This window comes from Nocardioides nanhaiensis (assembly GCF_039542785.1).
Classification (GTDB): domain Bacteria; phylum Actinomycetota; class Actinomycetes; order Propionibacteriales; family Nocardioidaceae; genus Nocardioides; species Nocardioides nanhaiensis.
In genome coordinates this window covers 819,243-842,300 of the sequence record NZ_BAABIM010000002.1, presented here as the reverse complement: position 1 = coordinate 842,300, position 23,058 = coordinate 819,243, and the positions used below count along the sequence as shown (strand labels likewise).

General features: G+C 74.0%; 24 protein-coding genes. 14 read left to right on the top strand and 10 right to left on the bottom strand.

The genetic code is table 11. From position 1 onward, the window contains the following. Window positions 1-36 precede the first annotated feature (36 nt). Window positions 37-723 (bottom strand): response regulator, encoded by a 687-nt coding sequence (locus ABD948_RS12150; protein ID WP_345266092.1) that lies wholly within the window; start codon window positions 721-723, stop codon window positions 37-39. Then, on the bottom strand, window positions 720-1,880 hold the full coding sequence (locus tag ABD948_RS12145) for a sensor histidine kinase (RefSeq protein WP_345266090.1): 1,161 nt from the start codon (window positions 1,878-1,880) through the stop codon (window positions 720-722). The genes ABD948_RS12150 and ABD948_RS12145 overlap by 4 nt, the downstream gene beginning before the upstream one ends. Before the next feature lie 80 nt (window positions 1,881-1,960). Here ABD948_RS12145 and sp36 point away from each other — a divergent pair, with 80 nt between their 5' ends. Genes sp36 through ABD948_RS12110 form a run of 7 tightly spaced genes read left to right on the top strand, consistent with a single transcriptional unit; the run spans window position 1,961 to window position 5,721 of the window. Next, window positions 1,961-2,119 carry a Sp36 family protein gene (gene sp36, locus ABD948_RS12140; RefSeq protein WP_180935256.1) on the top strand — a complete coding sequence of 53 codons (159 nt, stop codon included), beginning with the start codon at window positions 1,961-1,963 and terminating at the stop codon, window positions 2,117-2,119. Window positions 2,120-2,122: 3 nt separating this feature from the next. Next, on the top strand, window positions 2,123-2,587 hold the full coding sequence (locus tag ABD948_RS12135) for a RidA family protein (RefSeq protein ID WP_345266087.1): 465 nt from the start codon (window positions 2,123-2,125) through the stop codon (window positions 2,585-2,587). Further along, window positions 2,584-3,477: an NUDIX hydrolase gene (locus ABD948_RS12130; RefSeq protein WP_345266085.1), complete on the top strand. Its 894-nt coding sequence runs from the start codon at window positions 2,584-2,586 to the stop codon at window positions 3,475-3,477. Before ABD948_RS12135 ends, ABD948_RS12130 begins: the two co-directional genes overlap by 4 nt. Before the next feature lies 1 nt (window position 3,478). Continuing rightward, complete coding sequence (locus tag ABD948_RS12125) at window positions 3,479-4,306, top strand: MBL fold metallo-hydrolase (RefSeq protein ID WP_345266083.1); 828 nt, start codon at window positions 3,479-3,481, stop codon at window positions 4,304-4,306. A gap of 22 nt (window positions 4,307-4,328) precedes the next feature. Next, window positions 4,329-4,580, top strand: a complete 252-nt coding sequence (gene purS / locus ABD948_RS12120; protein WP_345266081.1) for a phosphoribosylformylglycinamidine synthase subunit PurS — start codon at window positions 4,329-4,331, stop codon at window positions 4,578-4,580. Further along, window positions 4,577-5,245, top strand: a complete 669-nt coding sequence (purQ, locus tag ABD948_RS12115) for a phosphoribosylformylglycinamidine synthase subunit PurQ (protein WP_345266077.1) — start codon at window positions 4,577-4,579, stop codon at window positions 5,243-5,245. The genes purS and purQ overlap by 4 nt, the downstream gene beginning before the upstream one ends. Beyond that, window positions 5,242-5,721 carry a DUF3817 domain-containing protein gene (locus tag ABD948_RS12110; RefSeq protein WP_345266075.1) on the top strand — a complete coding sequence of 160 codons (480 nt, stop codon included), beginning with the start codon at window positions 5,242-5,244 and terminating at the stop codon, window positions 5,719-5,721. The genes purQ and ABD948_RS12110 overlap by 4 nt, the downstream gene beginning before the upstream one ends. Before the next feature lie 3 nt (window positions 5,722-5,724). On the opposite strand, the gene ABD948_RS12105 is transcribed toward ABD948_RS12110, so the two are convergent. Beyond that, complete coding sequence (locus ABD948_RS12105) at window positions 5,725-7,125, bottom strand: glycoside hydrolase domain-containing protein (RefSeq protein ID WP_345266073.1); 1,401 nt, start codon at window positions 7,123-7,125, stop codon at window positions 5,725-5,727. Between the two features lie 167 nt (window positions 7,126-7,292). Here ABD948_RS12105 and purL point away from each other — a divergent pair, with 167 nt between their 5' ends. Beyond that, window positions 7,293-9,572 carry a phosphoribosylformylglycinamidine synthase subunit PurL gene (gene purL / locus ABD948_RS12100; protein WP_345266071.1) on the top strand — a complete coding sequence of 760 codons (2,280 nt, stop codon included), beginning with the start codon at window positions 7,293-7,295 and terminating at the stop codon, window positions 9,570-9,572. Between the two features lie 29 nt (window positions 9,573-9,601). Here purL and ABD948_RS12095 read toward each other — a convergent pair whose 3' ends face one another. From ABD948_RS12095 to ABD948_RS12070, 6 genes are all read right to left on the bottom strand, one after another. Next, complete coding sequence (locus tag ABD948_RS12095) at window positions 9,602-10,369, bottom strand: alpha/beta hydrolase (protein ID WP_345266069.1); 768 nt, start codon at window positions 10,367-10,369, stop codon at window positions 9,602-9,604. A 154-nt stretch (window positions 10,370-10,523) separates the two neighbouring features. Next, the gene (arfB, locus tag ABD948_RS12090; RefSeq protein ID WP_425576594.1) at window positions 10,524-10,940 is read right to left on the bottom strand and encodes an alternative ribosome rescue aminoacyl-tRNA hydrolase ArfB; all 417 of its coding nucleotides are present in this window, start codon (window positions 10,938-10,940) and stop codon (window positions 10,524-10,526) included. Window positions 10,941-10,954: 14 nt separating this feature from the next. Then, window positions 10,955-12,004 carry a hypothetical protein gene (locus ABD948_RS12085; protein ID WP_345266065.1) on the bottom strand — a complete coding sequence of 350 codons (1,050 nt, stop codon included), beginning with the start codon at window positions 12,002-12,004 and terminating at the stop codon, window positions 10,955-10,957. 49 nt (window positions 12,005-12,053) lie between these two features. Beyond that, window positions 12,054-12,776 carry a hypothetical protein gene (locus ABD948_RS12080; RefSeq protein ID WP_345266063.1) on the bottom strand — a complete coding sequence of 241 codons (723 nt, stop codon included), beginning with the start codon at window positions 12,774-12,776 and terminating at the stop codon, window positions 12,054-12,056. Window positions 12,777-12,812: 36 nt separating this feature from the next. Then, window positions 12,813-13,595, bottom strand: a complete 783-nt coding sequence (locus tag ABD948_RS12075; RefSeq protein WP_345266061.1) for an ABC transporter permease — start codon at window positions 13,593-13,595, stop codon at window positions 12,813-12,815. Further along, entirely contained in the window at window positions 13,592-14,635 is a 1,044-nt protein-coding gene (locus tag ABD948_RS12070; RefSeq protein ID WP_345266059.1) for an ATP-binding cassette domain-containing protein, read from the bottom strand. Before ABD948_RS12070 ends, ABD948_RS12075 begins: the two co-directional genes overlap by 4 nt. 62 nt (window positions 14,636-14,697) lie before the next feature. Between ABD948_RS12070 and ABD948_RS12065 the strand changes: the two genes are divergently transcribed. Beyond that, window positions 14,698-15,654 (top strand): helix-turn-helix transcriptional regulator, encoded by a 957-nt coding sequence (locus ABD948_RS12065; RefSeq protein WP_345266057.1) that lies wholly within the window; start codon window positions 14,698-14,700, stop codon window positions 15,652-15,654. Window positions 15,655-16,050: 396 nt separating this feature from the next. On the opposite strand, the gene ABD948_RS12060 is transcribed toward ABD948_RS12065, so the two are convergent. Further along, window positions 16,051-16,854 (bottom strand): DNA-formamidopyrimidine glycosylase family protein, encoded by an 804-nt coding sequence (locus ABD948_RS12060; protein WP_345266055.1) that lies wholly within the window; start codon window positions 16,852-16,854, stop codon window positions 16,051-16,053. Between the two features lie 23 nt (window positions 16,855-16,877). Here ABD948_RS12060 and ABD948_RS12055 point away from each other — a divergent pair, with 23 nt between their 5' ends. The 5 genes from ABD948_RS12055 to ABD948_RS12035 all read left to right on the top strand — a co-directional run bounded on the left by ABD948_RS12055 (window position 16,878) and on the right by ABD948_RS12035 (window position 22,989). Beyond that, window positions 16,878-17,258 (top strand): sterol carrier family protein, encoded by a 381-nt coding sequence (locus tag ABD948_RS12055; RefSeq protein WP_345266053.1) that lies wholly within the window; start codon window positions 16,878-16,880, stop codon window positions 17,256-17,258. 10 nt (window positions 17,259-17,268) lie between these two features. Next, complete coding sequence (locus ABD948_RS12050) at window positions 17,269-18,651, top strand: dipeptidase (RefSeq protein ID WP_345266051.1); 1,383 nt, start codon at window positions 17,269-17,271, stop codon at window positions 18,649-18,651. A gap of 17 nt (window positions 18,652-18,668) precedes the next feature. After that, the gene (locus ABD948_RS12045; RefSeq protein WP_345266049.1) at window positions 18,669-19,853 is read left to right on the top strand and encodes a PucR family transcriptional regulator; all 1,185 of its coding nucleotides are present in this window, start codon (window positions 18,669-18,671) and stop codon (window positions 19,851-19,853) included. A 239-nt stretch (window positions 19,854-20,092) separates the two neighbouring features. Continuing rightward, window positions 20,093-22,462 carry a molybdopterin cofactor-binding domain-containing protein gene (locus ABD948_RS12040; protein ID WP_345266047.1) on the top strand — a complete coding sequence of 790 codons (2,370 nt, stop codon included), beginning with the start codon at window positions 20,093-20,095 and terminating at the stop codon, window positions 22,460-22,462. 47 nt (window positions 22,463-22,509) lie between these two features. Then, window positions 22,510-22,989 carry a (2Fe-2S)-binding protein gene (locus ABD948_RS12035; protein WP_345266045.1) on the top strand — a complete coding sequence of 160 codons (480 nt, stop codon included), beginning with the start codon at window positions 22,510-22,512 and terminating at the stop codon, window positions 22,987-22,989. Window positions 22,990-23,058 lie beyond the last annotated feature (69 nt).

The window sequence follows — 23,058 nt, the reverse complement described above, 5'->3', positions numbered from 1 at the left end:
CTCCACCCGTGGGTGGATACCGGCGTGGGACCGGCGTCAGACCAGGCGCAGCTCGTGCGCCAGGACCACCAGCTGCACGCGGTCGCGCGAGCCGGTCTTGGCGAGCAGCCGGCCCACGTGGGTCTTCACCGTGGCCTCGGCCACCACCAGCTCGGCCTGGATCTCGGCGTTGCTCAGGCCGCGGCCCACCAGCACCAGCACCTCGCGCTCGCGCTCCGTGAGGCCGACGAGCCGTCGGTCCTGCGGGTGGGCCGGCTCGGCGGGCGCGTCGGTCTCGTGGGGGCCGGGTGGGAGCGAGTCCGCGAACCGCTCGAGCAGCCGCTTGGTGGCGCTCGGGGCCACGACGGCGTGGCCGGCGTGCACGGTGCGGACGGCGTCGAGCAGCTCGTCGGGGCGGGCGTCCTTGAGCAGGAACGCCGAGGCGCCGGCCCGGATGGCGGCGAAGACGTGCTCGTCGAGGTCGAAGGTCGTCAGCACCACCACGGCAGGCGGGTCGGGGCGTGCCGTCAGCTCGCGGGTCGCGGCGACGCCGTCCAGGCGGGGCATCCGGACGTCCATCAGCACCACGTCGCAGTCGGTGCCGGCCAGCACGTCGAGGGCCTCCTGGCCGTCGCCGGCCTCGCCCACCACGGTCAGGTCCGGCTGGCTCTCCACCAGCATCCGGAAGCCGGCGCGCACCATGGCCTGGTCGTCGACGAGGAAGACCCGGATCGGGTTGCTCACCGGGGGATCCTCGCGCGCACCGCGAAGCCGCCACCCGGCCGGGGTCCCGCGTGCAGCTCGCCGTCGTGCGCGGCGACCCGCTCGTGCATGCCGAGCAGGCCGAGGCCCTGCCCGTCGGAGTCGGCAGCGGCGCCGCGGCCGTCGTCGAGCACCTCGACCACGACGGCGTCGCCGGCCACCTCCACGCGCACCCGCGCGGCCGCACCGGGGCCGGCGTGCTTGCGCACGTTGCTGAGCGACTCCTGCACCACGCGGTAGGCGGTGAGTGCGACCCCGTCGGCGACGGGGGAGTCCAGGCCCAGCAGCTCGGACTCGACGTCGGCGCCGCCCACCAGGTCGACCAGGTCGCCGAGCCGGGGCTGCGGGGCGGTGGCCGGGGAGTCGTCGTCGCGCAGGACGCCGAGCAGCCGGCGCATCTGGGTCAGCGCCTCGCGGCCGGTCTCGCCGATGTCGCCGAGCGCTTGCACCGCCACCTCGGGGCGCTGGGCGGCGGCGTAGCGGGCGCCGTCGGCCTGCACCACGATGGTGGTCAGGCCGTGCGCCACGACGTCGTGCATCTCGCGGGCGATGCGGGCCCGCTCGGCCGACGCCGCGAGCGAGACCTGTTGTGCCGCCTCGCGCTGCACCTGGTCGCTGCGCTCGATCAAGGCCTCCACGTAGGCCAGGCGGGTGCGGCCCAGCGTGCCGAGCGCCCAGGCGGCCACCACGATGACGGTGATGGTGAGGAAGTAGGCGGAGAGGTCGCCCAGCGTGAAGGTGCCGTAGGCGCGCACCCAGTCCAGCGCGGCCACGCCGGCGCCGATGACGCCGGTGGTCACGGCCGCCACCCCCCACGCCGCCGAGGCGAACCGGGCCACCGAGTACACCGCCACCGGGAAGGCGACCTGGCTGTAGAGCGGGGCGTCGAGCAGGACCGCCTGCGTCACCGAGGCGGCTGTGACGAGCAGGAACACGGTGACCGGCTGGGTGCGCCGCCAGTAGAGGGGCACCAGCTGGGCGAGCGAGAGCGGCAGCGCGACGAGCGCCAGGCCGGCGGCGGGGTAGAGCAGCAGCGGCAGCAGGAGCCCGGTGGCCAGGGTGCGGTCGAGCCACACCAGCTGGCGCGAGGAGAGCCGCCGGGGCCTGCGCGGCGCCGGCGTCGGCTCGGGCGGGCTCACCGGCCCTACGCTAGCCGCGGCGGCGGGAGAGGTCGTCAGACCACGGTCTGACTCCCTGGCCGGACGAGTAGGGTCCGGGCATGACCAAGTGGGAGTACCTGACCGCACCGATCCTCACGCACGCCGCCAAGCAGATCCTGGACAACTTCGGGGCCGACGGCTGGGAGCTGGTGCAGATCGCACCCGGCATGAACCCCGAGAACCTCGTGGGCTACTTCAAGCGCCCGCTGGAGGGCTGAGCCGTGGCGGGGGCGACGCCCGAGGAGCGGCTCGCCGAGCTGGGCCTGGCGGTGCCCGAGGTGGCGGCCCCGGTCGCGGCCTACGTGCCGGCCGTGCGCAGCGGCGCCCACGTGTTCACCTCCGGCCAGCTGCCCATGCGCGAGCGACGCCTCATCCTCACCGGCAAGGTCGGCGAGGAGGTCACCCCGGAGCAGGCGGTGGAGTGCGCCCAGCAGTGCGCGCTCAACGGCATCGCCGCGGTGCGTGCCGAGATCGGTGATCTCGCGCTGGTCAAGCGCGTCGTCAAGGTCGTTGTCTTCGTGGCCAGCACGCCCGACTTCACCGGGCAGCCCGCGGTGGCCAACGGCGCCTCCGAGCTGCTGGGCAAGGTGTTCGGCGACGCCGGGGTGCACGCCCGCTCGGCGGTCGGCGTGGCCGTGCTGCCGCTCGACGCGCCCGTCGAGGTCGAGCTGCTGGTGGAGGTGTGAGGATCCCGCTGCCGCCGGTGCCGCTGCCCGAGAAGGTGGTGGGCATCGCCCGGGAGTACGAGGACGGCACCCGGACGCCGGTCGAGCCGCGCGACGCGGCGACCGTGATCCTGGTGGCGCCTGCGCAGGGCCCCGACGCCGGGCCGGCCGTGTACTACCTGCGGCGCCAGGTCTCCATGGACTTCGCCGGCGGGATGGTCGTCTACCCCGGTGGCGGCGTCGACCCGCGCGACTTCGACGCAGGCGTCGCCTGGGCGGGCCCGACGCCCGCCGAGTGGGCCGAGCGCCTGGGGTGCGAGGAGGACAAGGCGCGTGCCCTGGTGTGCGCCGCGGTGCGCGAGACCTTCGAGGAGTCCGGGGTGCTGCTGGCCGGGCCCTCCGACCACGAGGTCGTGGCCGACACGACCGGCGAGGACTGGGAGGCCGACCGGGTCGCGCTCGAGACCCGCGAGCTGGCGATGACCGACTTCCTCACCCGCCGCGGCCTGGTGCTGCGCACCGACCTGCTCGGGGTCTGGGACGCGTGGCTGACGCCGGTCTTCGAGCCCAAGCGCTTCCGCACCTGGTTCTTCGTCGCGCGGCTGCCCGAGGGGCAGGTGACCCGCGACGTCTCCACCGAGAGCTCCGAGGTCACCTGGCTGCCGGCCGGCGCCGCCGTCGAGCAGGCCGAGGCCGGCACGCTGGCGATGATGCCCCCCACCTACCTGACCTCGATGGAGGTCGCCGAGCACGCCGATCCCGACGCCGTGATGGCGGTGGCGGCCGACCGTGCGGTGCAGATGTTCACGCCGTCGGTGGAGCCGTTGGGCGAGGGCCACACGCTCTCGATGCCCGAGCGGCTGCGCCCGCTGGCGGCGGCCCGGCGCGCAACCGTGAGCGACGGCGACTGAGGTGGCCCGGCCCGACCCGTGGCGGGGCGGCTCCTTCGGGGAGCGCGGCACCTGCCTGCTGGCGCCCAACCCCGGGATGATGACGCTCGACGGCACCAACACGTGGGTGCTGCGCGAGCCCGGCGCCTCGCGCGTCGTCGTCGTCGACCCCGGTCCGGTCGAGGACGGCCACCTGGACCTGCTGGTCGAGAGCCTCGACGACGTCGCGCTGGTGCTGCTGACCCACCACCACCACGACCACTCCGAGGTGGCGAACGCGTTCGCCGACGCCAAGCACTGCAGCGTCCGCGCGCTCGACCCCGCCTTCTGCCACCGCGGCGACCCCCTGCGCGACGGTGAGGAGATCGAGGTCGAGGGGCTGGGGCTGCGGGTGCTCACCACGCCCGGCCACACCGCCGACTCGGTCTCGTTCGTGCTGCCCGCCGACCGCGCGCTGCTCAGCGGCGACATGGTGCTCGGCCGCGGCACCACCGTCGTCGCCTACCCCGACGGCCAGCTGGCCCCCTACTTCGACTCCCTCGAGCGCATGCGCGCCGTCGCCGAGTCCGAGGTCGACGTCGTCTGGCCCGCCCACGGGCCGGTGCTCGACGACGCCGCCGGCGTGCTCGACCACTACCGCGATCACCGGCAGGCCAGGCTGGCGCAGGTGCGCGCCGCGCTGGGCGAGCTGGGCCTGTCTCCGGCCTCGCTCGACCCCGGCGTCGCGGACGACGACACCGTCCCGCGCCAGGTGGTCGAGGTCGTCTACGCCGACGTCGACGAGTCGCTGTGGGGTGCCGCCGAGCTCTCCGTGCGGGCTCAGCTGGGGTACCTCGCCGTCCACGGCTGAGTCGGTCACTACGATGGGCCTCGTGCCCCGAGTCGTCGTCGACGTGATGCCCAAGCCCGAGATCCTCGACCCCCAGGGGAAGGCGGTGCTCGGCGCGCTGCCGCGCCTGGGCTTCTCCGGCGTCACCGAGGTGCGCCAGGGCAAGCGCTTCGAGCTGCAGGTCGAGGGCGAGGTGACCGAGGCCGTGCTGGCCGACGTGCACCGGATGGCCGAGATGCTGCTCTCCAACCCCGTGATCGAGAACTTCGAGGTGCGCGTGGAGGAGACGGCGTGAAGGTCGGCGTCGTCACCTTCCCCGGCTCGCTCGACGACCACGACGCCCAGCGCGCGGTGCGGCTGGGCGGTCACGAGGCCGTGGCGCTGTGGCACGGCGACCACGACCTGCGCGGCGTCGACGCCGTCGTGCTGCCGGGAGGATTCTCCTACGGCGACTACCTGCGCTGCGGGGCCATCTCGCGCTTCTCGCCGGTGATGACCGAGGTCGTCGAGGCTGCCGGTCGCGGCCTGCCGGTGCTCGGCATCTGCAACGGCTTCCAGGTCCTGTGCGAGGCGCACCTGCTGCCCGGCGCGCTGATCCGCAACGACCACCGCAAGTTCGTGTGCCGCGACCAGCGGCTGCGCATCGAGAACAACCGCACCGCCTGGACCGCCGGCTACGAGGAGGGCCAGGAGGTCACCATCGTGCTGAAGAACGGCGAGGGCGGCTACGTGGCCGACGAGCCCACGCTCGAGCGGCTCGAGGGCGAGGGCCTGGTGGTGGCCCGCTACCTCGACGACAACCCCAACGGCTCGCTGCGCGAGATCGCCGGAATCACCAACCCGGCCGGCAACGTCGTCGGGCTGATGCCGCACCCCGAGCACTCGGTGGAGGAGCTCACCGGCTCTGGCACCGACGGTCTGGCGTTCTTCACCTCGCTCGCCGCCTCCGCGTTCGCATGAGCGGAGCGGGTGCGACGACCCCCACCACGGTCAGCCCGCTGCGGCTGTTCCGGGTCGTGGCGGTGGCCGAGGCGATCACCTGGGCGCTGCTGCTGACCGGCATGTTCCTCAAGTACGCCACCGAGACCACCGAGCTCGGCGTGAGCATCGGCGGCATGCTGCACGGCGTCGTGTTCGTGGCCTACTGCGTGACCACCGTCGTCGTCGCCCTCGACCAGCGCTGGACGCCGGGTCGCACGCTGCTCGGCCTGGCCGCCGCCGTGCCGCCCTTCTTCACCATCTGGTTCGACCGCGCCGCCGAGCGTCGCGGCTGGCTGGGCACCGCGTGGCGGCTGCGCCACGACGAGCCTGCCACCACCCTCGAGCGCCCCACCGCCTGGGTGGTGCGCAACCCCGCCCGCGGGCTGCTCGCCGGCATCCTCGCCGTCGTCGCCCTGACCGGCGTCGCGCTGCTGGTGGGTCCGCCGGTCGGCTGAGGCTCAGCGCTTGGCGGCCCGCAGCAGCGCCCAGCCGCGCGAGTTGATCACGCCGGTGGGCGGCAGGCCGACCGTGCGCTGCCAGGCCTTGATGGCGTTGCTGGTGCGGGTGTCGGCGGTGCCGGTGGGCACCAGCTTGGTGGTGGGGGAGGCGGCGTTGAGGGCGCGCTGGACCCGACGCACGTGCGGGCCGTAGGAGCCGAACTTGACCACCTGGGTCGCGCCCGAGGGGCCGGCGGCGAAGGCCGACATCCAGTTGGCGCGCGACCACCACATGCTGCGGGTCGCTCCGGTGCGGGCCTGCCAGGCGTTGACGGCGGTGCGGGTCGCGGCGTCGTAGCTGCCGCTGATGGCGCCCGCGTAGACGCCGTGCTCCTTGAGCAGGCACTGCATCGCCTTGACCAGCGGGGCCGGGGAGGTGCGACCGGCCTTGGGCGGCCGCAGCGGCGTGTAGTCGGGGAAGCCGATCCGGGTGCCGCCACAACGGTTCTCGGGCAGGGCGCGCGAGCCGGTGCCGAGGTCGAGGTAGTTGCTGTCGATGTTGATGCGGACGCCACCGTGCACCTCGTCGTGACCGCCGAGGTACTGCTTCATCCGGCCGCCGGGGCGCCAGCCGTCGTTGGTGATGTAGGTGCTGGAGGTGTTCGCGATGCCGTCCCAGCGCGCGAGCCAGATGAACTCCGGCAGCGTGACGTCGGTGCGGCCGGCCCGGCGGGCGTCGTCGAGCATCTTGATGCCCGAGGAGGCGCTGGAGTACATGCCGGTGCGGAAGCCGAGCTTCTTGGTCTGCACCGACCAGCCGCTGACGAAGGCCAGCGCGGACTCGCGGCAGCGGGTGTCGCCGAGGTTGAAGCCCTCGAGGTCGTACCAGAGCGTGCTGCCCGGGGCGATGCCGAGCCGCTTGGCGTCGGCGGCGTTCTTGACCGCCTCGGTGCGGCCCTGCTTGCGAGCGACCGAGTACTGGCCGTTGCGTCCGGGGGTGGGGTTGATCCGGAAGTCGTCGGCGTACCGCGGGAAGCGCGGCTGGCAGGAGGCCTGGGGGCCCAGGATGATCGGCAGCAGCCGCCAGCCGATCGCCAGCTGCCGGCTGATCCACGCCGGCGTCAGGTTGGGCTGGCTGCGGCAGGCGCGCGAGTCGCCGGAGATGTAGATGCCCACGGCCTGGTAGGGCGAGTGCAGCCACCAGCGGTTCATCGACTTCTGGGTGGGCGCCAGGCACTGGTCGAAACCGAACCCGGTGAAGTTGCCGGGCGTGACCGGGTTGGCGGCGCGGGCGGCGGTGGGCGCTGCCACCGCTGCGGCTGCGGGGGCCGATGCGGGGGCGGCCGCGGTGCTCGGCGCGGCCATCAGGCCGGCGGCCAGGGCGAGTGCGGCCAGGGGGGTGGCCAGGGGAAGGCGGGGCATGGCGGGGCTCCAGGGGAAGGGGGGCGTGCCGTCGAACCGTCACCCTAACCTCACCAGTCACACCCGTCACAGCGATCGACGTGAACTACAGGCCTGTACTTCACGAGCGCCCGACCGGGGCGGACGCGCGCGGGCCGCCGTCGGTGGCGGTCGGTAGATTGCGGCCCGTGCCCGAGACCCGCGAGACCACCGAGGCGCCGCGCCTCGACACCGTCGCCGTCGCCGCCCAGGACCCGGGTCGCGAGCAGCCCTGGGCCGACCTCGGGCTCAAGGCCGACGAGTACGAGCAGATCCGCGAGATCCTCGGCCGCCGACCCACCAGCAGCGAGCTGGCGATGTACAGCGTCATGTGGAGCGAGCACTGCTCCTACAAGAGCTCCAAGGTGCACCTCAAGCAGTTCGGCGAGCTCAGCCAGGAGACCCCGGCGGGCAAGATGCTGGCCGGCATCGGCGAGAACGCCGGCGTCATCGACATCGGCCAGGGCTATGCCGTCACCTTCAAGGTGGAGAGCCACAACCACCCCAGCTACGTGGAGCCCTACCAGGGCGCCGCCACCGGCGTCGGCGGCATCGTGCGCGACATCCTGGCCATGGGTGCGCGGCCCGTCGCCGTCATGGACCCGCTGCGCTTCGGCCCCCTCGAGGCCGACGACACCCAGCGCGTGCTGCCCGGGATCGTGGCCGGCGTGGGCGGCTACGGCAACTGCCTGGGCCTGCCCAACATCGGCGGTGAGGCCGTCTTCGACAGCACCTACCTGGGCAACCCGCTGGTCAACGCGCTCTGCGTGGGCGTGCTGCGCCACGAGGACCTCCACCTCGCCAAGGCCTCCGGCACCGGCAACCAGGTGATCCTCTACGGCGCCCGCACCGGCGGCGACGGCATCGGCGGCGTCTCGGTGCTGGCCTCGGAGACCTTCGACGAGACCGGTCCCGCCAAGCGCCCCAGCGTGCAGGTGGGCGACCCCTTCATGGAGAAGCTGCTCATCGAGTGCACCCTCGAGCTCTTCGCCGCCGGCGTCGTCGCCGGCATCCAGGACCTCGGCGGCGCCGGCCTCTCCTGCGCCACCTCCGAGCTCGCCAGCGCCGGCGACGGCGGGATGCACGTCGAGCTCGACCGGGTGCCGCTGCGCGACTCCACGCTCGCGCCCGAGGAGATCCTGATGAGCGAGAGCCAGGAGCGGATGATGGCCGTCGTCGAGCCCGACGACGTCGCCGCGTTCCTGGCCATCTGCGCCAAGTGGGAGGTCGACGCCACCGTGGTCGGCGAGGTCACCGACTCCGGCCGCCTGCAGATCGACTGGCACGGCGAGCGCGTCGTCGACGTGCCCCCGCGCTCGGTGGCCCACGACGGCCCCACCTACGAGCGCCCCTACGCCCGCCCCGAGTGGCAGGACGCGCTGCAGGCCGACCGTGCCGAGGCGCTGCCCCGGCCCGCCGTCGAGGACCTGCGCGGGCTGCTGCTGCGCATGGTCGGCTCACCCAACCTGTGCGACAAGTCGTGGATCACCGACCAGTACGACCGCTACGTGCGCGGCGACACGGTGCTCTCCCAGCCCAGCGACTCCGGCATGGTGCGCGTCGACGCCGAGAGCGGCCTGGGCGTCGCCGTCAGCACCGACTGCAACGGCCGCTTCGCCAAGCTCGACCCCTACGCCGGCGCCCAGCTGGCGCTCGCCGAGAGCTACCGCAACGTCGCCACCGGCGGCGCGGTGCCCGTCGCCATCAGCGACTGCCTCAACTTCGGCTCGCCCGAGGACCCCGCCGTCATGTGGCAGTTCGCCGAGGCCTGCCGCGGTCTCAAGGACGCCTGCGCCACCCTGGGCGTCCCGGTCACCGGCGGCAACGTCAGCCTCTACAACCAGACCGGCGAGACGGCGATCCTGCCCACCCCCGTGGTGGCGGTGCTCGGCGTGGTCGAGGACGTCACCCGTCGCACCCCCACCGGCTTCGTCGCCGACGGCGAGGCGGTGCTGCTGCTCGGCGCCACGCGCGAGGAGCTCTCCGGCTCGGAGTGGGCGCACGTCGTGCACGACCACCTGGGTGGCACCCCGCCGATGGTCGACCTCGAGGCCGAGCGCTCGCTGGCCGCCCTGCTGCACGAGGGGGTCGGCCTGCTCACCAGCGCCCACGACCTCTCCGACGGCGGCCTGGCCCAGGCGCTGGCCGAGTCGTGCCTGCGCCGCGGCATCGGCACCCGGGTGGCGCTCGAGGGCGTCGCGCAGGACCCCTTCGTCGCGCTGTTCTCCGAGTCCACCGCGCGGGCCCTGGTCACCGTGCCCGAGGCCGACGTCGAGCAGGCGCGCGCGCTCGCCGAGCGCCACGGCGTCCCGGTCACCGTGCTGGGCAGCACCGGCGGCACCGACCTCGAGGTCGACGGCGTCCTGCAGATCGACCTCACCCTGCTGCGCGACGCCTGGACGGCGACGCTGCCGAGTGTCCTGGGCTGATCGGGTCCGAGCTCACGCGGACCCGATCGTCAGCCGAGCTCGTCGAGCACAGCGAGCGTCTGCGCCCACGCCTCCGAGTCGGGGTCGATGACCACGAAGTGGTCGCCGGCCACCTCCACCAACGTGGCCTCGGCACCGGCCTCCTGGGCGCGGGCCACGTAGGAGCCCGACTGGGAGAGCGGCACGTTGGTGTCGGCGGTGCCGTGCACGCACCAGACGGGCACGTCGAGGGGGATCTGCTGGGCGGGGTCGTAGGCGGCGTCGGCCTCGGTGGGGGCGTGGCCGAGCAGCGCGGCGGCCGCACCGCCGCCGAGCCCGGCCTCCTCGGAGGCGCGCAGGTCGAGCACGCCGGCCTGCGAGACCACCGCGGTCACGGGCAGGCCGCCGGCCCACCGCTGGTCGCGCAGGCGGCCCGCGGCCCAGGCGGCGAGGTGGCCGCCCGCGGAGTGCCCGAGCGTGACGACGGGCGCGGTCGCGAGGTCCAGGCCGCCGAGCCGCAGGTCGCGCAGGGCGTCGATGCCGGCCGCGACGTCGTCGAAGGTGGCCGGCGTGCCGCCGCCGTTGCCGATCCGGCGGTACTCCAGGTTCCACGCCGCCCAGCCCTCCGCGGCCAGGCTGACGGCGAGGGGCCGGCCCAGGCTCGCGTCGTACTCGGCGCGCCAGAAGCCCCCGTGGATCACGACGACGACGCCGCGCGGCGCCCCGACCGAGGCGTCGGGCAGGTAGAGCTCTCCGTACTGGCTGGGGTCCTCGCCGTAGGCGATGCGGCCCTCCCCGGGGGCGTCGGGTTCGCGCACGGACCCATCCTGCCCCGGGACGGCCGGTGCGCACGCCGCGGCCGCGGCCGCGAGGACCCCGAGAGCGGGCAGGCCGAGCAGGGTGCGTCGCTTCACCAGGAGGGTTCGCCACCGAGCGCCGCGCGGATGGGAGAGCCGGTCCCCACATCCCGGCTCAGTCGTCGCGGGCGCTGCCCCGACCGCGCTTGGTCTCGCCGCGGCGCTTCTTGGCCGCGAGCCGCCGCTCCTGCGACCCGCGCGTGGGGCGGGTCGGTCGGCGACGCGGCGGGGGCGGCGCGGCGGCGTCGCGCAGCACCGAGGCCAGCCGCTCGCGGGCGGCCCGCCGGTTGGCCAGCTGGGTGCGGTGCTCGCTGGCGGCCAGGGTCAGGACGCCGTCGACCAGCCGGCGCTCGAGGCGGTCCAGCAGCCGTGCCCGCAGGTCGTCGGGCACCGCGGGCGAGCGGGCGACGTCGAAGGAGAGCTCGACGCGGCTGTCGGCGGTGTTGACCCCCTGCCCGCCCGGCCCCGAGGAGCGGGAGAACCGCTCGGTCAGCTCGCCCGGTGGGATTCGCAGCCGCGAGGTGACGACCAGCTCCTCGCCGGTGCTCACGGCAGGGCGACGTCGCCGCGGGCCTCGACGCTCAGCGTGTCGGGGGCGTCGATCACGCCACGCGCGAGCTCGCGGGTGAGCTCGATGCGGCGACCCACGCTGATCTGCCCGGGCACGCGCCCACGCACCTCGAAGGTGAGGAAGTCGGTGACGGTCGCAGGCCCTCGCTCGGCGGTGTCGACCTCGAGCGGGCGCTCGCCGCCGAGGCGGGTGGTGCTGCGGCTGGAGGCGACGGCGTAGGTGGCCGAGGAGAGCCCGTCGGCGCCGGGGAGCAGGTAGCCCTCGAGGGTGGAGGTGACGCCGACGACGGCGAACGAGGTGCCCTCCTCGGCCCAGGCGCCCTGGCGGAACGGCGTGACGAGCGGGTTGGTGACGGTGCAGTAGAAGTACAGCTGCCCCAGCGGGGCGTCGTCGGGGGCCCAGTCGCGATCGGGGCACTCCCGGGTGCGCACCTCGAAGCCCTGCAGGGGGTAGAGGCCCTGGGCGACGCCGGACTCGCGCTCGCCGGTGCGCAGGTCGAGGGTCTGCGTGACGCCCGCGTAGGCCAGCTCCAGCTCGAGGTCCTGCCCGTCGCCGGCCACCGCCACGTAGAACTCGTCCTCGTCGGAGGCGCTGCGGTCCTCGGCGGGCGGCACCAGGGGGTAGCGCTCGCCCTCGGCCACCAGCGTGACGCCGAGCTCCTGCGGCGCCCCGAACACCGAGGCAGCGGCGTCGAGCACGTCGGTGAGGTAGCGCCAGGTGAGCGGCACCAGCACCGAGCCCTCCGGGGCGACGACGGCCTCCCGGGCGCGGGTGGCGTCGCCCTCGACCTGTGCGGTCGGCTCGCCGGCCCGGACCTCGAGCCGGCCGGTGGGCACCACCAGGAAGGGGGTGCGACCGGTGGACTCCACCTCCAGCTGGCGCGCGACCACCACCTCGCCGGCCTCGACGGTGCGCGGGCCGGTCTCCTCCTGGGGGCTGCACGCCGTCAGGAGTGCCGTGGCCACGGCCGGGACGAGCGCGAGGACGAGCGCACCGCGTCGTCGGGGGTGGGGGGAGCGCAGCACGCGCCCCATCCTTCCGCACCGGGGAGTGATGCGGCGGATCATCCTGGATTCATCGCAGCAGCTGGATCTTCTGCCACACGTTGCGCGACATCGAGCTGGTCACGGTCTCGATGGTGCTGACGGTCTGCAGCACCACCTGGTCCTGGCTCTGCTCGGCGCACAGCGCCGCGGTCTTGCCCACCAGGCTGAACAGCTCCGAGCAGTAGTCCAGGTAGGCCTCCATCTGCGCGCGGTCCAGGTCGACCTCCACGCTCGCGGGGCTGGGGCGGAAGTCGCTGCGCAGCCGCTCGGGGTCCTTGGTGAGCTGGTGCATGTCGATCACGTGGGCCAGCGAGCGCAGCCGGTGCAGCTGGCGCAGCAGCCGCTCGCGCTGCAGCCGCTCGGGCACCGACCACAGGAACCAGGCGGCCAGCCCGGCGAAGACCAGGTCGTTGATGACCGACTCGAGCAGGGGTAGCCAGTCCAGCGTCTCTTCCGGTCCGCGCCGCGAGAGCGCCTCGCCGGTGGCGAGCACCAGGAGGACGACGGTGGCCGCCACCACCGCCGCCATCAGGACGCGCGAGGCCCAGCGCGCGACGCGTCGGCCGACGCGTGCCTCGCCCGCGGCCTGCTCGACGTCGGAGACCAGCACCCGCAGCTGGGCGGCGACGCGCAGCAGCCCGCGCTGCGGGAAGCGCGCCGCGATGCGCTCCTCGAGCCGGGTGACCGTGGCCAGCACCGGGTCGGCGCGCAGCCGGTCGAAGCCGCTGCTCGCCCCCGCGCCGGTGGTCACGGGGGCGAGCGTAGTGGCGCCGAGCCGCGCGGCGGCTCAGCTGCGGCGGTTGATGGTGCGCAGACCGACGACGAGCCCGAGCGCCGCCACCAGCAGGGCAGCACCCGCGCCCGCCGCCAGCTCACCCGCGGGGAAGGTGCCGGCGAACAGGGCCCGCTCGGCCCCGACGATGTAGGTGAGCGGGTTGAGGTCGGAGGCCACCTGGATCCACCGCGGGCCGTCGTCGACCGGCAGCAGCACGCCGGCCAGGAGCAGCAGCGGGAAGATGAGCGTCTGCTGCACCGTCCAGAAGAGCCAGTCCTGGCCCTCCGAGACCAGCGCCAGGGCGAACGAGAGGGCGCCCACGCCGACGGCGAACACCGCCAGCATCAGCGCCCCCACCAGCACGCCGGCCAGGTGCAGGTCGAAGCCGAACGGGGTCACCACCGCCACGATCAGCGCGGCCTGCGCCAGCACCGGCACGACCTCCTTCAGGGCGCGACCCACCAGCAGCGAGGTGCGGCTGAGCGGCGAGACGAGCAGCCGCTCGTGCGAGCCCGAGGTGATCTCGAGGGTCAGGTTGGAGCCGGTCATCGAGGCGCCCATGAGCGCGGTCATCGCGATGATTCCGGGCACGAACCACTGCAGCGCCGAGCCGCCCTCGACCTCGGGCAGGAGCGGGGCGAACAGCGCGAGGAAGACCAGCGGCTGCACCATCGCGAACAGCAGCGAGACCGGCTCGCGGAGCACCGGGCGCAGCTCGCGCGTCATCACCAGCCAGGTGTCGGTGAGCACCCCGGGGGTGCTGTCGGTGCGGATGCTCTCGGTGGTGGTGCTCATGCGGCTGCTCCCTCGGTGGCGGTGGCGGTGGCGGTGGCGGTGGTCGTGGCGGGGTCGGTGGTCTGCTCGCTCTCGCGCAGGCTGCGGCCGGTCAGCTGCAGGAAGACGTCGTCGAGGGTGGGGCCGGCCACCTCCAGGCGAGCGACGGCGGCGCCGGCCGCGGCGAGGTCGGCGACCAGGCCGGGGGCCAGGTCGCGGCCGTGCGGCACCCGCAGCACCAGGCGGGCGCCGTCCAGCGCGACCGTGGCGCCGGGCAGTCGCCCCGCGCGCTCGGCCGCCGTCGTGGCCTGCCCCGGGGAGTCGAAGCCCAGGGTCACGAGGTCGCCGAGCCCGGACTTGAGCCGGTGCGCGCTGTCGTCGGCGATCACCCGCCCGTGGTCGATCACCACCACCCGGTCGGCGATGGCGTCGGCCTCCTCCAGGTAGTGGGTGGTGAGCACGATCGTGGTGCCGAGGTCGCGGTTGAGCCGCACCACCTGCTCCTGCAGGTTGGCCCGGTTCTGCGGGTCGAGCCCGGTGCTCGGCTCGTCGAGGAACAGCAGCCGGGGCCGGTGCACGAGGCCGATGGCGACGTCGAGGCGACGGCGCTGGCCGCCCGAGAGCGTGGCGACCGGGCGGTCGGCGTGCTCGGCGAGGTCGAAGGCCTCCAGCAGCTCGCCGGCACGCCGCGACGCCTCGCTGCGGGTCAGGCCGTGGGCGCGACCCTGCGCGACCACCTCGTCGCGCCCGCGCTGCTGGGGGCCGGCGGCGTTGCCCTGGCCGACGAAGCCGATGGCGTGACGCACCTGCCGGTGCTGGCCGACGACGTCGAAGCCGGCGACCTGCGCCGAGCCCGACGTGGGCGGCAGGAGGGTGGTGAGCATGCGCAGGGTGGTGGACTTGCCGGCGCCGTTGGGGCCGAGGAAGGCCACCAGCTCGCCGTCCGCCACCTCGAGGTCGAGGCCGCGCACGGCCTCCACCGGGGTGCCGTGCTGCGAGTAGGTCTTGGTGAGGGCGGAGGTCCGGATCGCCGGACCGGGCTGGGGTGCGTGTCGGGTCATGACGAGGACTCTTCCGGCCCCAGCGGTCAGGTCCTGGCCACAATCGGACCTAGTCTCGGACCATGTCCACCAGCGCCCGGATGCTCTCGCTGCTCTCGCTCCTGCAGACCCACCGCTACTGGCCCGGCGAGGAGCTGTCCTCGCGGCTCGAGGTGAGCCCTCGCACGCTGCGGCGCGACATCGAGCGACTGCGCGACCTCGGCTACCACGTGGACTCCTCCCGCGGCGTCGCCGGCGGCTACCAGCTGCGCGCCGGGGGCCAGCTTCCCCCGCTGCTGCTGGAGGACGACGAGGCCGTGGCGATCGCCGCCGGCCTGCACTCCGCGGCGGCCGGCTCGGTGGGTGGCCTCGAGGAGAGCTCGGTGCAGGCGCTCACGAAGGTGATGGGCATGCTGCCGCCGCGGCTGCGACGCCGGATGGACGCCGTCGCCTCCCAGACCGAGACGCCTGCGCCGTGGGCGGACGGACCCCGGATCGGAGCCGACCTGCTCACCTCGCTCGCCCAGGCCTGCCGCGACGACGAGCTCGCCCGCTTCGGCTACTCCGGCCGTGACGCCGAGCCCACCCAGCGTCGCGTCGAGCCCCACCGCCTGGTCTCGCTGGGCCGGCGCTGGTACCTGGTGGCCTACGACCGTGACCGCGGCGACTGGCGCTCCTTCCGGCTCGACCGGATCGGCGAGCTCACCCTCACCGGCGAGCGGTTCCGCCCCCGCGAGCTGCCGGCCCCCGACGCCCTCACCTTCGTGCGCTCCGGCTTCACCCAGCGCCCCCAGCGGTACGCCGTCTCGGCGCTGGTGCACGCGCCCGCGGAGCAGGTGCGCGCCGCGCTCGGCCACTGGGGCGAGGTCGAGCCCGAGGGAGAGCAGCGCTCCCGCATGCACCTCAACGTCGACTCCCTGCACTGGCCGGTGATGGTGCTCGCGCACGTCGGCGCCCACTGCACCGAGGTCGAGCCCGTCGAGCTGCGTGACGAGCTGGCCCGGGTGTCCCGGCAGTTCGCGGGGATCGTGGGTGGGTGATGGTGTCTTCGGCTCGGTGCATGTGGTGGGTGTGCCCGCGCCGGTAGCACGGCCGGTCTCACCGTCAAGGACCTCACTTCGTTCGGCCGCTTCGCGGTCGGCTCCGCCGATCCGTTGACGGCGAGCCTCGTCGGCCGTGCTGATGGCCGGCACTGGGGCGGCGGCAAGCCGCCGCCCTCCAGGCGCGGGCCCTCCGGGCCCGCCCCTGTCCCAGCGGGTGGGACGGACCGGGGACTTGTCGGCCAAGGCCAATGCTTGTCGGCCAACGCGTTGGCCGACAAGTTCCACAACAGGCCGACAAGTCCCCGGCTGATCCCGCATCCCGAGACACACCACCCGATGGGGGCTCGGTGCGGGCCCAACGCCAGCCCGAGGACAACAACCCGCTGAGAGCACTCAGTCCGGAGCCGGCCCCGGCTGGCAGTGGGGGCACCAGTAGGTGACCCGGCGGTCGCGGTCGTTGGGCACCTCGTCGCGGCGCTCGATGCCGGTGCCGCACCGGCGGCAGGGGCGGTGGCGGCGGCCGTAGACCCAGTGGTCCTGGCCAGGACGGGCGTTGCCGGTGGTCACCTGGTAGGCGCCGGGGGTGTGGGCGGAGTGCCGCAGGAAGCGGGCGGCGCGGTCGACGACCTTGGGCAGGTCGGTCTCGCCGACGGGGCGCCACGGGTTGATGCCCAGCACGAAGGCGAGCTCGTTGACCCACAGGTTGCCCAGGCCCGCCACCAGCGTCTGGTCCAGCAGCGCCGAGACGAAGGGGCGGTCGGGGTCGGTGCCGAGACGGCGCACGGCCTCGGCGGCGTCCCAGTCCTGGCGCAGCGGGTCGGGGCCGAGGTGGCCCACCAGCCTGTCCTCCTGGGTGGTGGCCACGAGGTCCAGCTGGTGCAGGCGCAGTCCCCAGGCGGTGCCGGCGGCGGTCTCGAGCACCAGCCGCACGTCCTTCATCATCCGCGCGGGCAGCCGTCGGCCGGGGCCGGTGGCGGTCCACTCGCCGTCCATGAGCAGGTGGCTGTGCAGCGTGATGCCCTCGCTGAACCGGGTCAGCAGGTGCTTGCCGTGGGTGGCGTGGCCGAGCACCGTGCGCCCCGACAGGTCGCGGGTGGCCAGCTGCGGCACGCGGAAGTCCGAGCGCACCACCTCGCGGCCGCGCAGCGCCCGGTCGAGCTTGCGCGCCAGCAGGAACACGGTGTCGCCTTCGGGCACGTCGGCCAGCGTAGGCTCCCGCCGTGCCTGCCCGTCTGCGACCCGCACCGGCGGCCGAGGTCGCCGCAGCCCTGGCCCGCGCCGAGGCCGCCGTCCACGCGGGGGACGCCGCGGAGCGCGCCGACCTCAAGCTGCTCACCAAGCACTACCTCGCGGTGCTGGAGGAGCGGGCGCCCGGCCACTCCGTGGAGGTGCGGGTGCCCCCGTTCGCCGCGGTGCAGGTGGTGCCCGGCGTGCGGCACACGCGCGGCACCCCGCCGGCGGTCGTCGAGACCGACGCCGCCACGTGGATCGCGCTCGCCAGCGGCGCCCTGACCTGGGCGCAGGCGGAGGCCGACGGGCGCGTGCGGGCCTCGGGGGAGCGGGCCGACCTGAGCCCCTACCTGCCGCTCACCGCTGGGTAGGTTGGCGGGCATGAGCCAGCCGACCCACCATGACCACCTCGAGGCCGCCGCCATCCGCCAGCGCGTCCAGGAGCTGATGCCCGGCATCCGCGCCGACCTCGAGGACCTGGTGCGCATCGAGTCGGTGAGCGCCGACCCGGAGCGCGCCGCCGAGGTGCAGCGCAGCGCCGAGGCCGTCGCCGCGCTCGTGCGCGCCGAAGGCTTCGACGACGTCGAGATCGTCAGCGCCCGCGCCGACGGCGGCGCCCCCGCCGTCATCGCCCACAAGCCGGGGCCGGCGGGCTCGCCCACCGTGCTGCTCTACGCCCACCACGACGTGCAGCCCGAGAACGACCACGCCGACTGGGACAGCCCGCCGTTCGAGCCCACCGAGCGCGGGGAGCGCCTCTACGCCCGCGGCGCCGCCGACGACAAGGCCGGCATCGCCGCCCACCTCGGGGCGTTGCGGGTCTTCGGCGACGACCTGCCGGTCGGCGTGACGCTGTTCGTCGAGGGTGAGGAGGAAGTGGGGTCCGAGACGTTGCCCGACCTGCTGGCCGCCCACCGCGAGCGCCTGCGCGCCGACGTGATCGTGATCGCCGACTCCGGCAACTGGGACATCGGCGTCCCGGCCCTCACCACCAGCCTGCGCGGGTTGGTGCGCGTCGACGTCGAGGTGCGCACGCTCACCCACGCGGTGCACTCCGGCATGTGGGGCGGGCTGGTGCCCGACGCGCTGATCGCGCTGAGCCGGTTGATCGCCAGCCTGCACGACGACGACGGTGCGGTCGCCGTGGCCGGGCTGCACCGCGGCCCCGCGGCCGACGTCGAGTACCCCGAGGAGCGGCTGCGCGCCGAGTCCGGGGCGACCGCCGGCGTGCAGTGGATCGGCGAGGGGTCGGCCGTCGAGCGGCTGTGGACCCAGCCCGCGCTGAGCATCACCGGGCTCGACGCCCCGCAGGTCGCGGGGGCGAGCAACACCCTGGTGCCGGCGGCCCGGGCCCGGATCAGCATGCGCATCGCGCCCGGCGACACCACCGCCAACGCGCTGGCGCGCCTGCAGGAGCACCTCGAGCAGCACGTGCCCTGGGGAGCCGAGCTCACCGTCACCGTCGTCGACACCGGCGAGGCCACCCAGATCGACGCCACCGGCCCCGCCTACGACGCCGCCCGCCAGGCCTTCACCGAGGCCTGGGACGGCACGGCTCCGGTCGACATGGGGGTGGGGGGCTCGATCCCGTTCATCGCCGAGTTCCTCGAGGCCTTCCCCGAGGCCAGCGTCCTGGTGACCGGCGTCGAGGACCCCGACACCCGCGCCCACGGTGCGAACGAGGGTCTGCACCTGGCCGAGTTCGAGCGCGTGGTGGTGGCCGAGGCCCTGCTGCTGCGCAACGTGGCCGCGGCCCTGGGCTGAGCCGGGAGGGTCGGCGGGTGCGGGCGCAGACACGGGAGTTCCTCGCCGAGCACCGTCGCGCCCGCGTGGTGCCGATCGCCCACCACCTGGTCGACGTGATCGTCGAGGAGAACCGCGGCTACCGCGACCTCCCGGTGGTCACCCGGGCGGACCTGCTGCGCTCCTGCCTGGCCAACGTGGCCCGGTTGCTGGAGCTGCTCGCCGAGGCCGCGGACACCGGGCGGCTGCGCGACGGCGGCGACCCCGCCTACGACGCGGCCCGCGAGACCGGGCAGCGCCGCGCCGAGCAGGGCTTCCCCCTCGACGACGTGCTGCGCTCCTTCCGGATGGGCGGCCGGCTGATCTGGGCCGACCTCGTGGCCCAGGCTCCCGCGGTGCTCGACTCCGCCGACGTGCTCGACATCGGCACCGCCCTGTGGGAGGTCGTCGACCGCACCTCGGCGGAGGTGGCCACCTCCTACCACCGCCACGAGCGGGCGGCGGTCGACGCCGACGCCCAGCAGCGCGCCGAGCTGTGGGAGGGGCTGCTGACCGGTCGGGCGCGCGAGCCGGCCTTCGCCCACCTCGCGGCCCGGGTGCTCGACCTGCCGGTGAGCGGTGACTACCTGGTGGTGAGCGGCACCGAGCTCGAGCTGCTGCGGGCCGAGCGCTCCACCGGCGCGGCGGCCTCGCGCTGGGTGCGGCGCACCGACGGCGTCGTCGGGCTGGTCGCGCTGCGCGAGAGCGACCCCGCCCCGGTGCTGCGAGCGCTGGCCCACGAGGCCGAGGCCTCCGGGTGCGTGCTCGGCGTCTCGACGGTGGTGGCCGGGCTCTCGCGGGTCGACGACGGCGTCGGGCAGGCGCAGCTGGCCCTGCGCGCCCGGGACGGCCGTCCCGGGCTGGCCACGTTCGACGAGCAGCTGCCCGAGGCCCTGCTGCTGAGCTCGCCCGTGGTCACCCGGCGGCTGGTCGCGGTCTGGCTCTCGCCCGTGCTCGAGCTGGGCGGCAGCGAGAGCGGCGTCCTGATCGACACCCTGGCGGCGTGGGTGGCGAGCGGGGGGTCGGTCACCGCGACGGCGACCGCGGTGCCCTGCCACCGCAACACGGTGATGAACCGGCTGCGGCGCGTGGAGGGGCTGCTGGCGCTCCCCTTGCTGGACCGGGCGCCGCCGGTCGAGCTGGCGCTGGCACTGCGCGCCGTCAGGCTCGGGCCCCAACCATGAGCCAACCCTGAACCAACCCTCGACGACCGCCGGATTCGCACAACCGAGTGTCGCGTAGAGCGCGACAACGGCCGAGGTGCCCCGGAGGTTACTGTGCATTCTGCACAGTAACCGTGGTCACGTTGTGGGCGTCACACCCCTTCGGTGCGCACGTGGCGGCTGTCACGCTCGGAGGTACGTCACGGTGAACGCCGTCCCTCGGGCTCCCGCTCGGCATCGTGGCGCGAAGGGGTGCCGCCATGACAGTCCTGGACCAGAACCACCACGCCGCCGACGACGACGGCTCGCGCGCACGACCGAGTGGTCTGCCGCGTCGCAGCTTCCTGGGGTACGTGATCGGCGGCAGCACGCTGATCGCCGCCGCCGACATGGCGCTGGGCGCCTCGCCGGCCAGCGCGATCCCCAGCGCGCCGAGCATCCCCGAGCTCTACGACCTCAACGACTTCCTCACCGACGCCGCCCGGCCCACCGCGAACCTGATCAAGATCGTGATCGAGGAGGACGGCACCGCCTCCTTCGCGCTGCCGCGCTCCGAGAACGGCCAGGGCATCGTCACCTCCACCGCGATGATCATCGCCGAGGAGCTCGAGCTGCCGGTCGAGAAGGTCAACGTCACCCTCGCCGACGCCCGCCCCGAGCTGCTGTTCAACCAGCTCACGGGCGGCTCCAACACGACCATCTCGACCTACACCCCGATCCGCGTCGCCGCGGCCATCGCCAAGGGCGCGCTGCTCGAGGCCGCCTCCAACCTGCTCGGCGACGAGGTCGACAAGCTCGTCGCCAAGGGTGGCGTGATCCAGGGGCTCACCAAGTCGCTCACCTACGGCGAGCTGGCCCGCGAGGCCGCGAGTGCCACCACCCAGCGCCGCGAGGTCGAGCTCAAGGAGTCCGGCTTCCGCGTGATCGGCACCGGGCAGCGCCGCACCGACGCCCTCGCGGCCGTCACCGGCGCGAAGGAGTACGCCACCGACCTCGACGTCGCCGACGCGCTCCCGACCATGGTCTGCCGCGCCCCCACGCTCAACGGCACCGTCCGCAACCTGGTGAACGGCCGCGCCATCCTGGAGATGCCCGGTGTCACCGACGTCGCCATCGTCGACACCGGCGTGGCGGTGCGTGCGCGCACCTTCGGTCAGTGCATCGACGCCGTCCGCGCGATGCAGGTGGAGTGGAACGACGGACCGGTCGCCGGCCTCTCGGACCAGGACATCCTCGACAACCTCAAGAAGGCCGAGGTGGCCCTGCCCAGCAACAAGCAGCTGGGCCTGGACAAGCTGGGTCTGGACAAGCTCGGCCTGGTCAAGACGATCGACGCCGACTTCACCTTCTACTTCCGCAGCAACTCCGCGATGGACACCAACTCCGCCATCGCCGACGTGCGTGCCGACTCCGCCGAGATCTGGGCCGGCCTGAAGTCCCCGGTCACCGCCCAGGCGCGCATCGCCGAGGCTGTCGGCCTGCCGCAGGACAAGGTGACGGTGCACGTCACCCAGGGCGGTGGCTCCTTCGGTCGCCGCCTGTTCTTCGACGCCGCGCTCGAGGCCGCCAAGATCAGCAAGGCCATGGGCAAGCCGGTCAAGCTCATGTGGCACCGTGCCGACGACGCCCGCGTGGGTCGCGGCCACCCGATGGCCACCAGCAAGATCAAGGCCGTCTACGCCGGCAAGGAGGTCCTCGCGCTCACGCAGGGTCACACCAGCGTCGAGACCGACTACCGCCACGGCCTGGGTGACCTGATCAGCGCCAACGTGGCGAGCCTGCCCACCGGCCTGGGCAACCTGGGGTTCGCGGAGACGATCTTCGCGCTGACCCAGGAGGTGCCCTACAACTTCGGCGCCGTCGTGCAGACGCTCACCGAGACCGACGACCGGTTCAACACGGCCTCGATGCGCAACATCTACTCGCCCGACGTACGCACCGCCAACGAGCTGGTCGTCGACCAGCTGGCCAAGGCCATGGGGGAGGACCCCTTCGAGTTCCGGCGCCGCACCCTGCGCGACGAGCGCACGCTCGCGGTCCTCGAGAAGGTCGCCGAGGTCGGCGACTGGGGCCGCCGGCTGCCCGCCGGCACCGCCCAGGGCATCGCGATCCACAAGGAGTACAAGGGCTCCAGCGCCTGCCTGGTCGAGATCGACTGCCGCCCCGAGACGGTCAACCGTCCGATCCGCGAGGGTGTCACCGGCCCGCGCGTCACCCGCGTGGTCTTCGCCATCGACGTCGGCCTGCCGATCAACCCGCTCGGCCTGGAGGCCCAGATGCAGGGCGGCATCAACGACGGCATCGCCCAGGCGCTGACCTCCAGCATGCACCTGGAGAACGGTCACTTCGTCGAGGCCAGCTGGGACAACTACTTCTACACGCGGCAGTGGAACACGCCGCCGGTCGTCGACGTGATCATCATGCCGGAGACCACCGGCGTCCCCGGTGGCGCCGGCGAGGCCGGCGTCGCCGCCTCGATGGCCGCGGTGGCGTGCGCCTACGCCCGGGCTACCGGCGAGGTGCCGACCTACTTCCCGATCAACCACAAGGCCGAGCGGCCCTTCGAGGTCAAGTCCTACGAGCCGCCGCTGCCCGCATCGCCCACCAACGGGCTCAAGCTGACCTTCTGACCGCCCGCCCACCACGACCACAGAGCAACTGAGCAACGGAGACTCCCATGCCCATGCAGAGCTTCATCGTGAACGGCGAGCGTGTCGAGGTCGACGTCGAGGACGACGTCCGCGTGCTGTGGGTGCTGCGCGACATCCTCGGGGTCAAGGGCCCCAAGTACGGGTGCGGCATCAACGTGTGCAAGGCCTGCACCTCGCACGTCAACGGCAAGGCGTTCAACCCCTGCGCCGTCCCGGTGGGCGACCTCGCCGAGGACGACGAGATCACCACCATCGAGGGACTGGCCGACACCGTCGAGGGTGACGGCCTGCACCCGATGCAGGAGGCCTGGCTCGACCGCGACGTCGCGCAGTGCGGCTACTGCCAGCCCGGCCAGATCATGGCGGCCGTGGCGCTGGTCCGCAAGGCCAAGGAGGAGGGCCGCCAGGTCACCCTCGGCGACATCGAGGGCCTGCGCAACATCTGCCGCTGCGGCACCTACACCCGCATCCGCGAGGCGATCGAGCAGGGCGCCCGCGCCATGTGAGTGCCCCCGCCCCGACCACCGACCGCCCCGGAGCCCACGGCTCCGGGGCGTTCGTCGTCCACGGAGCGT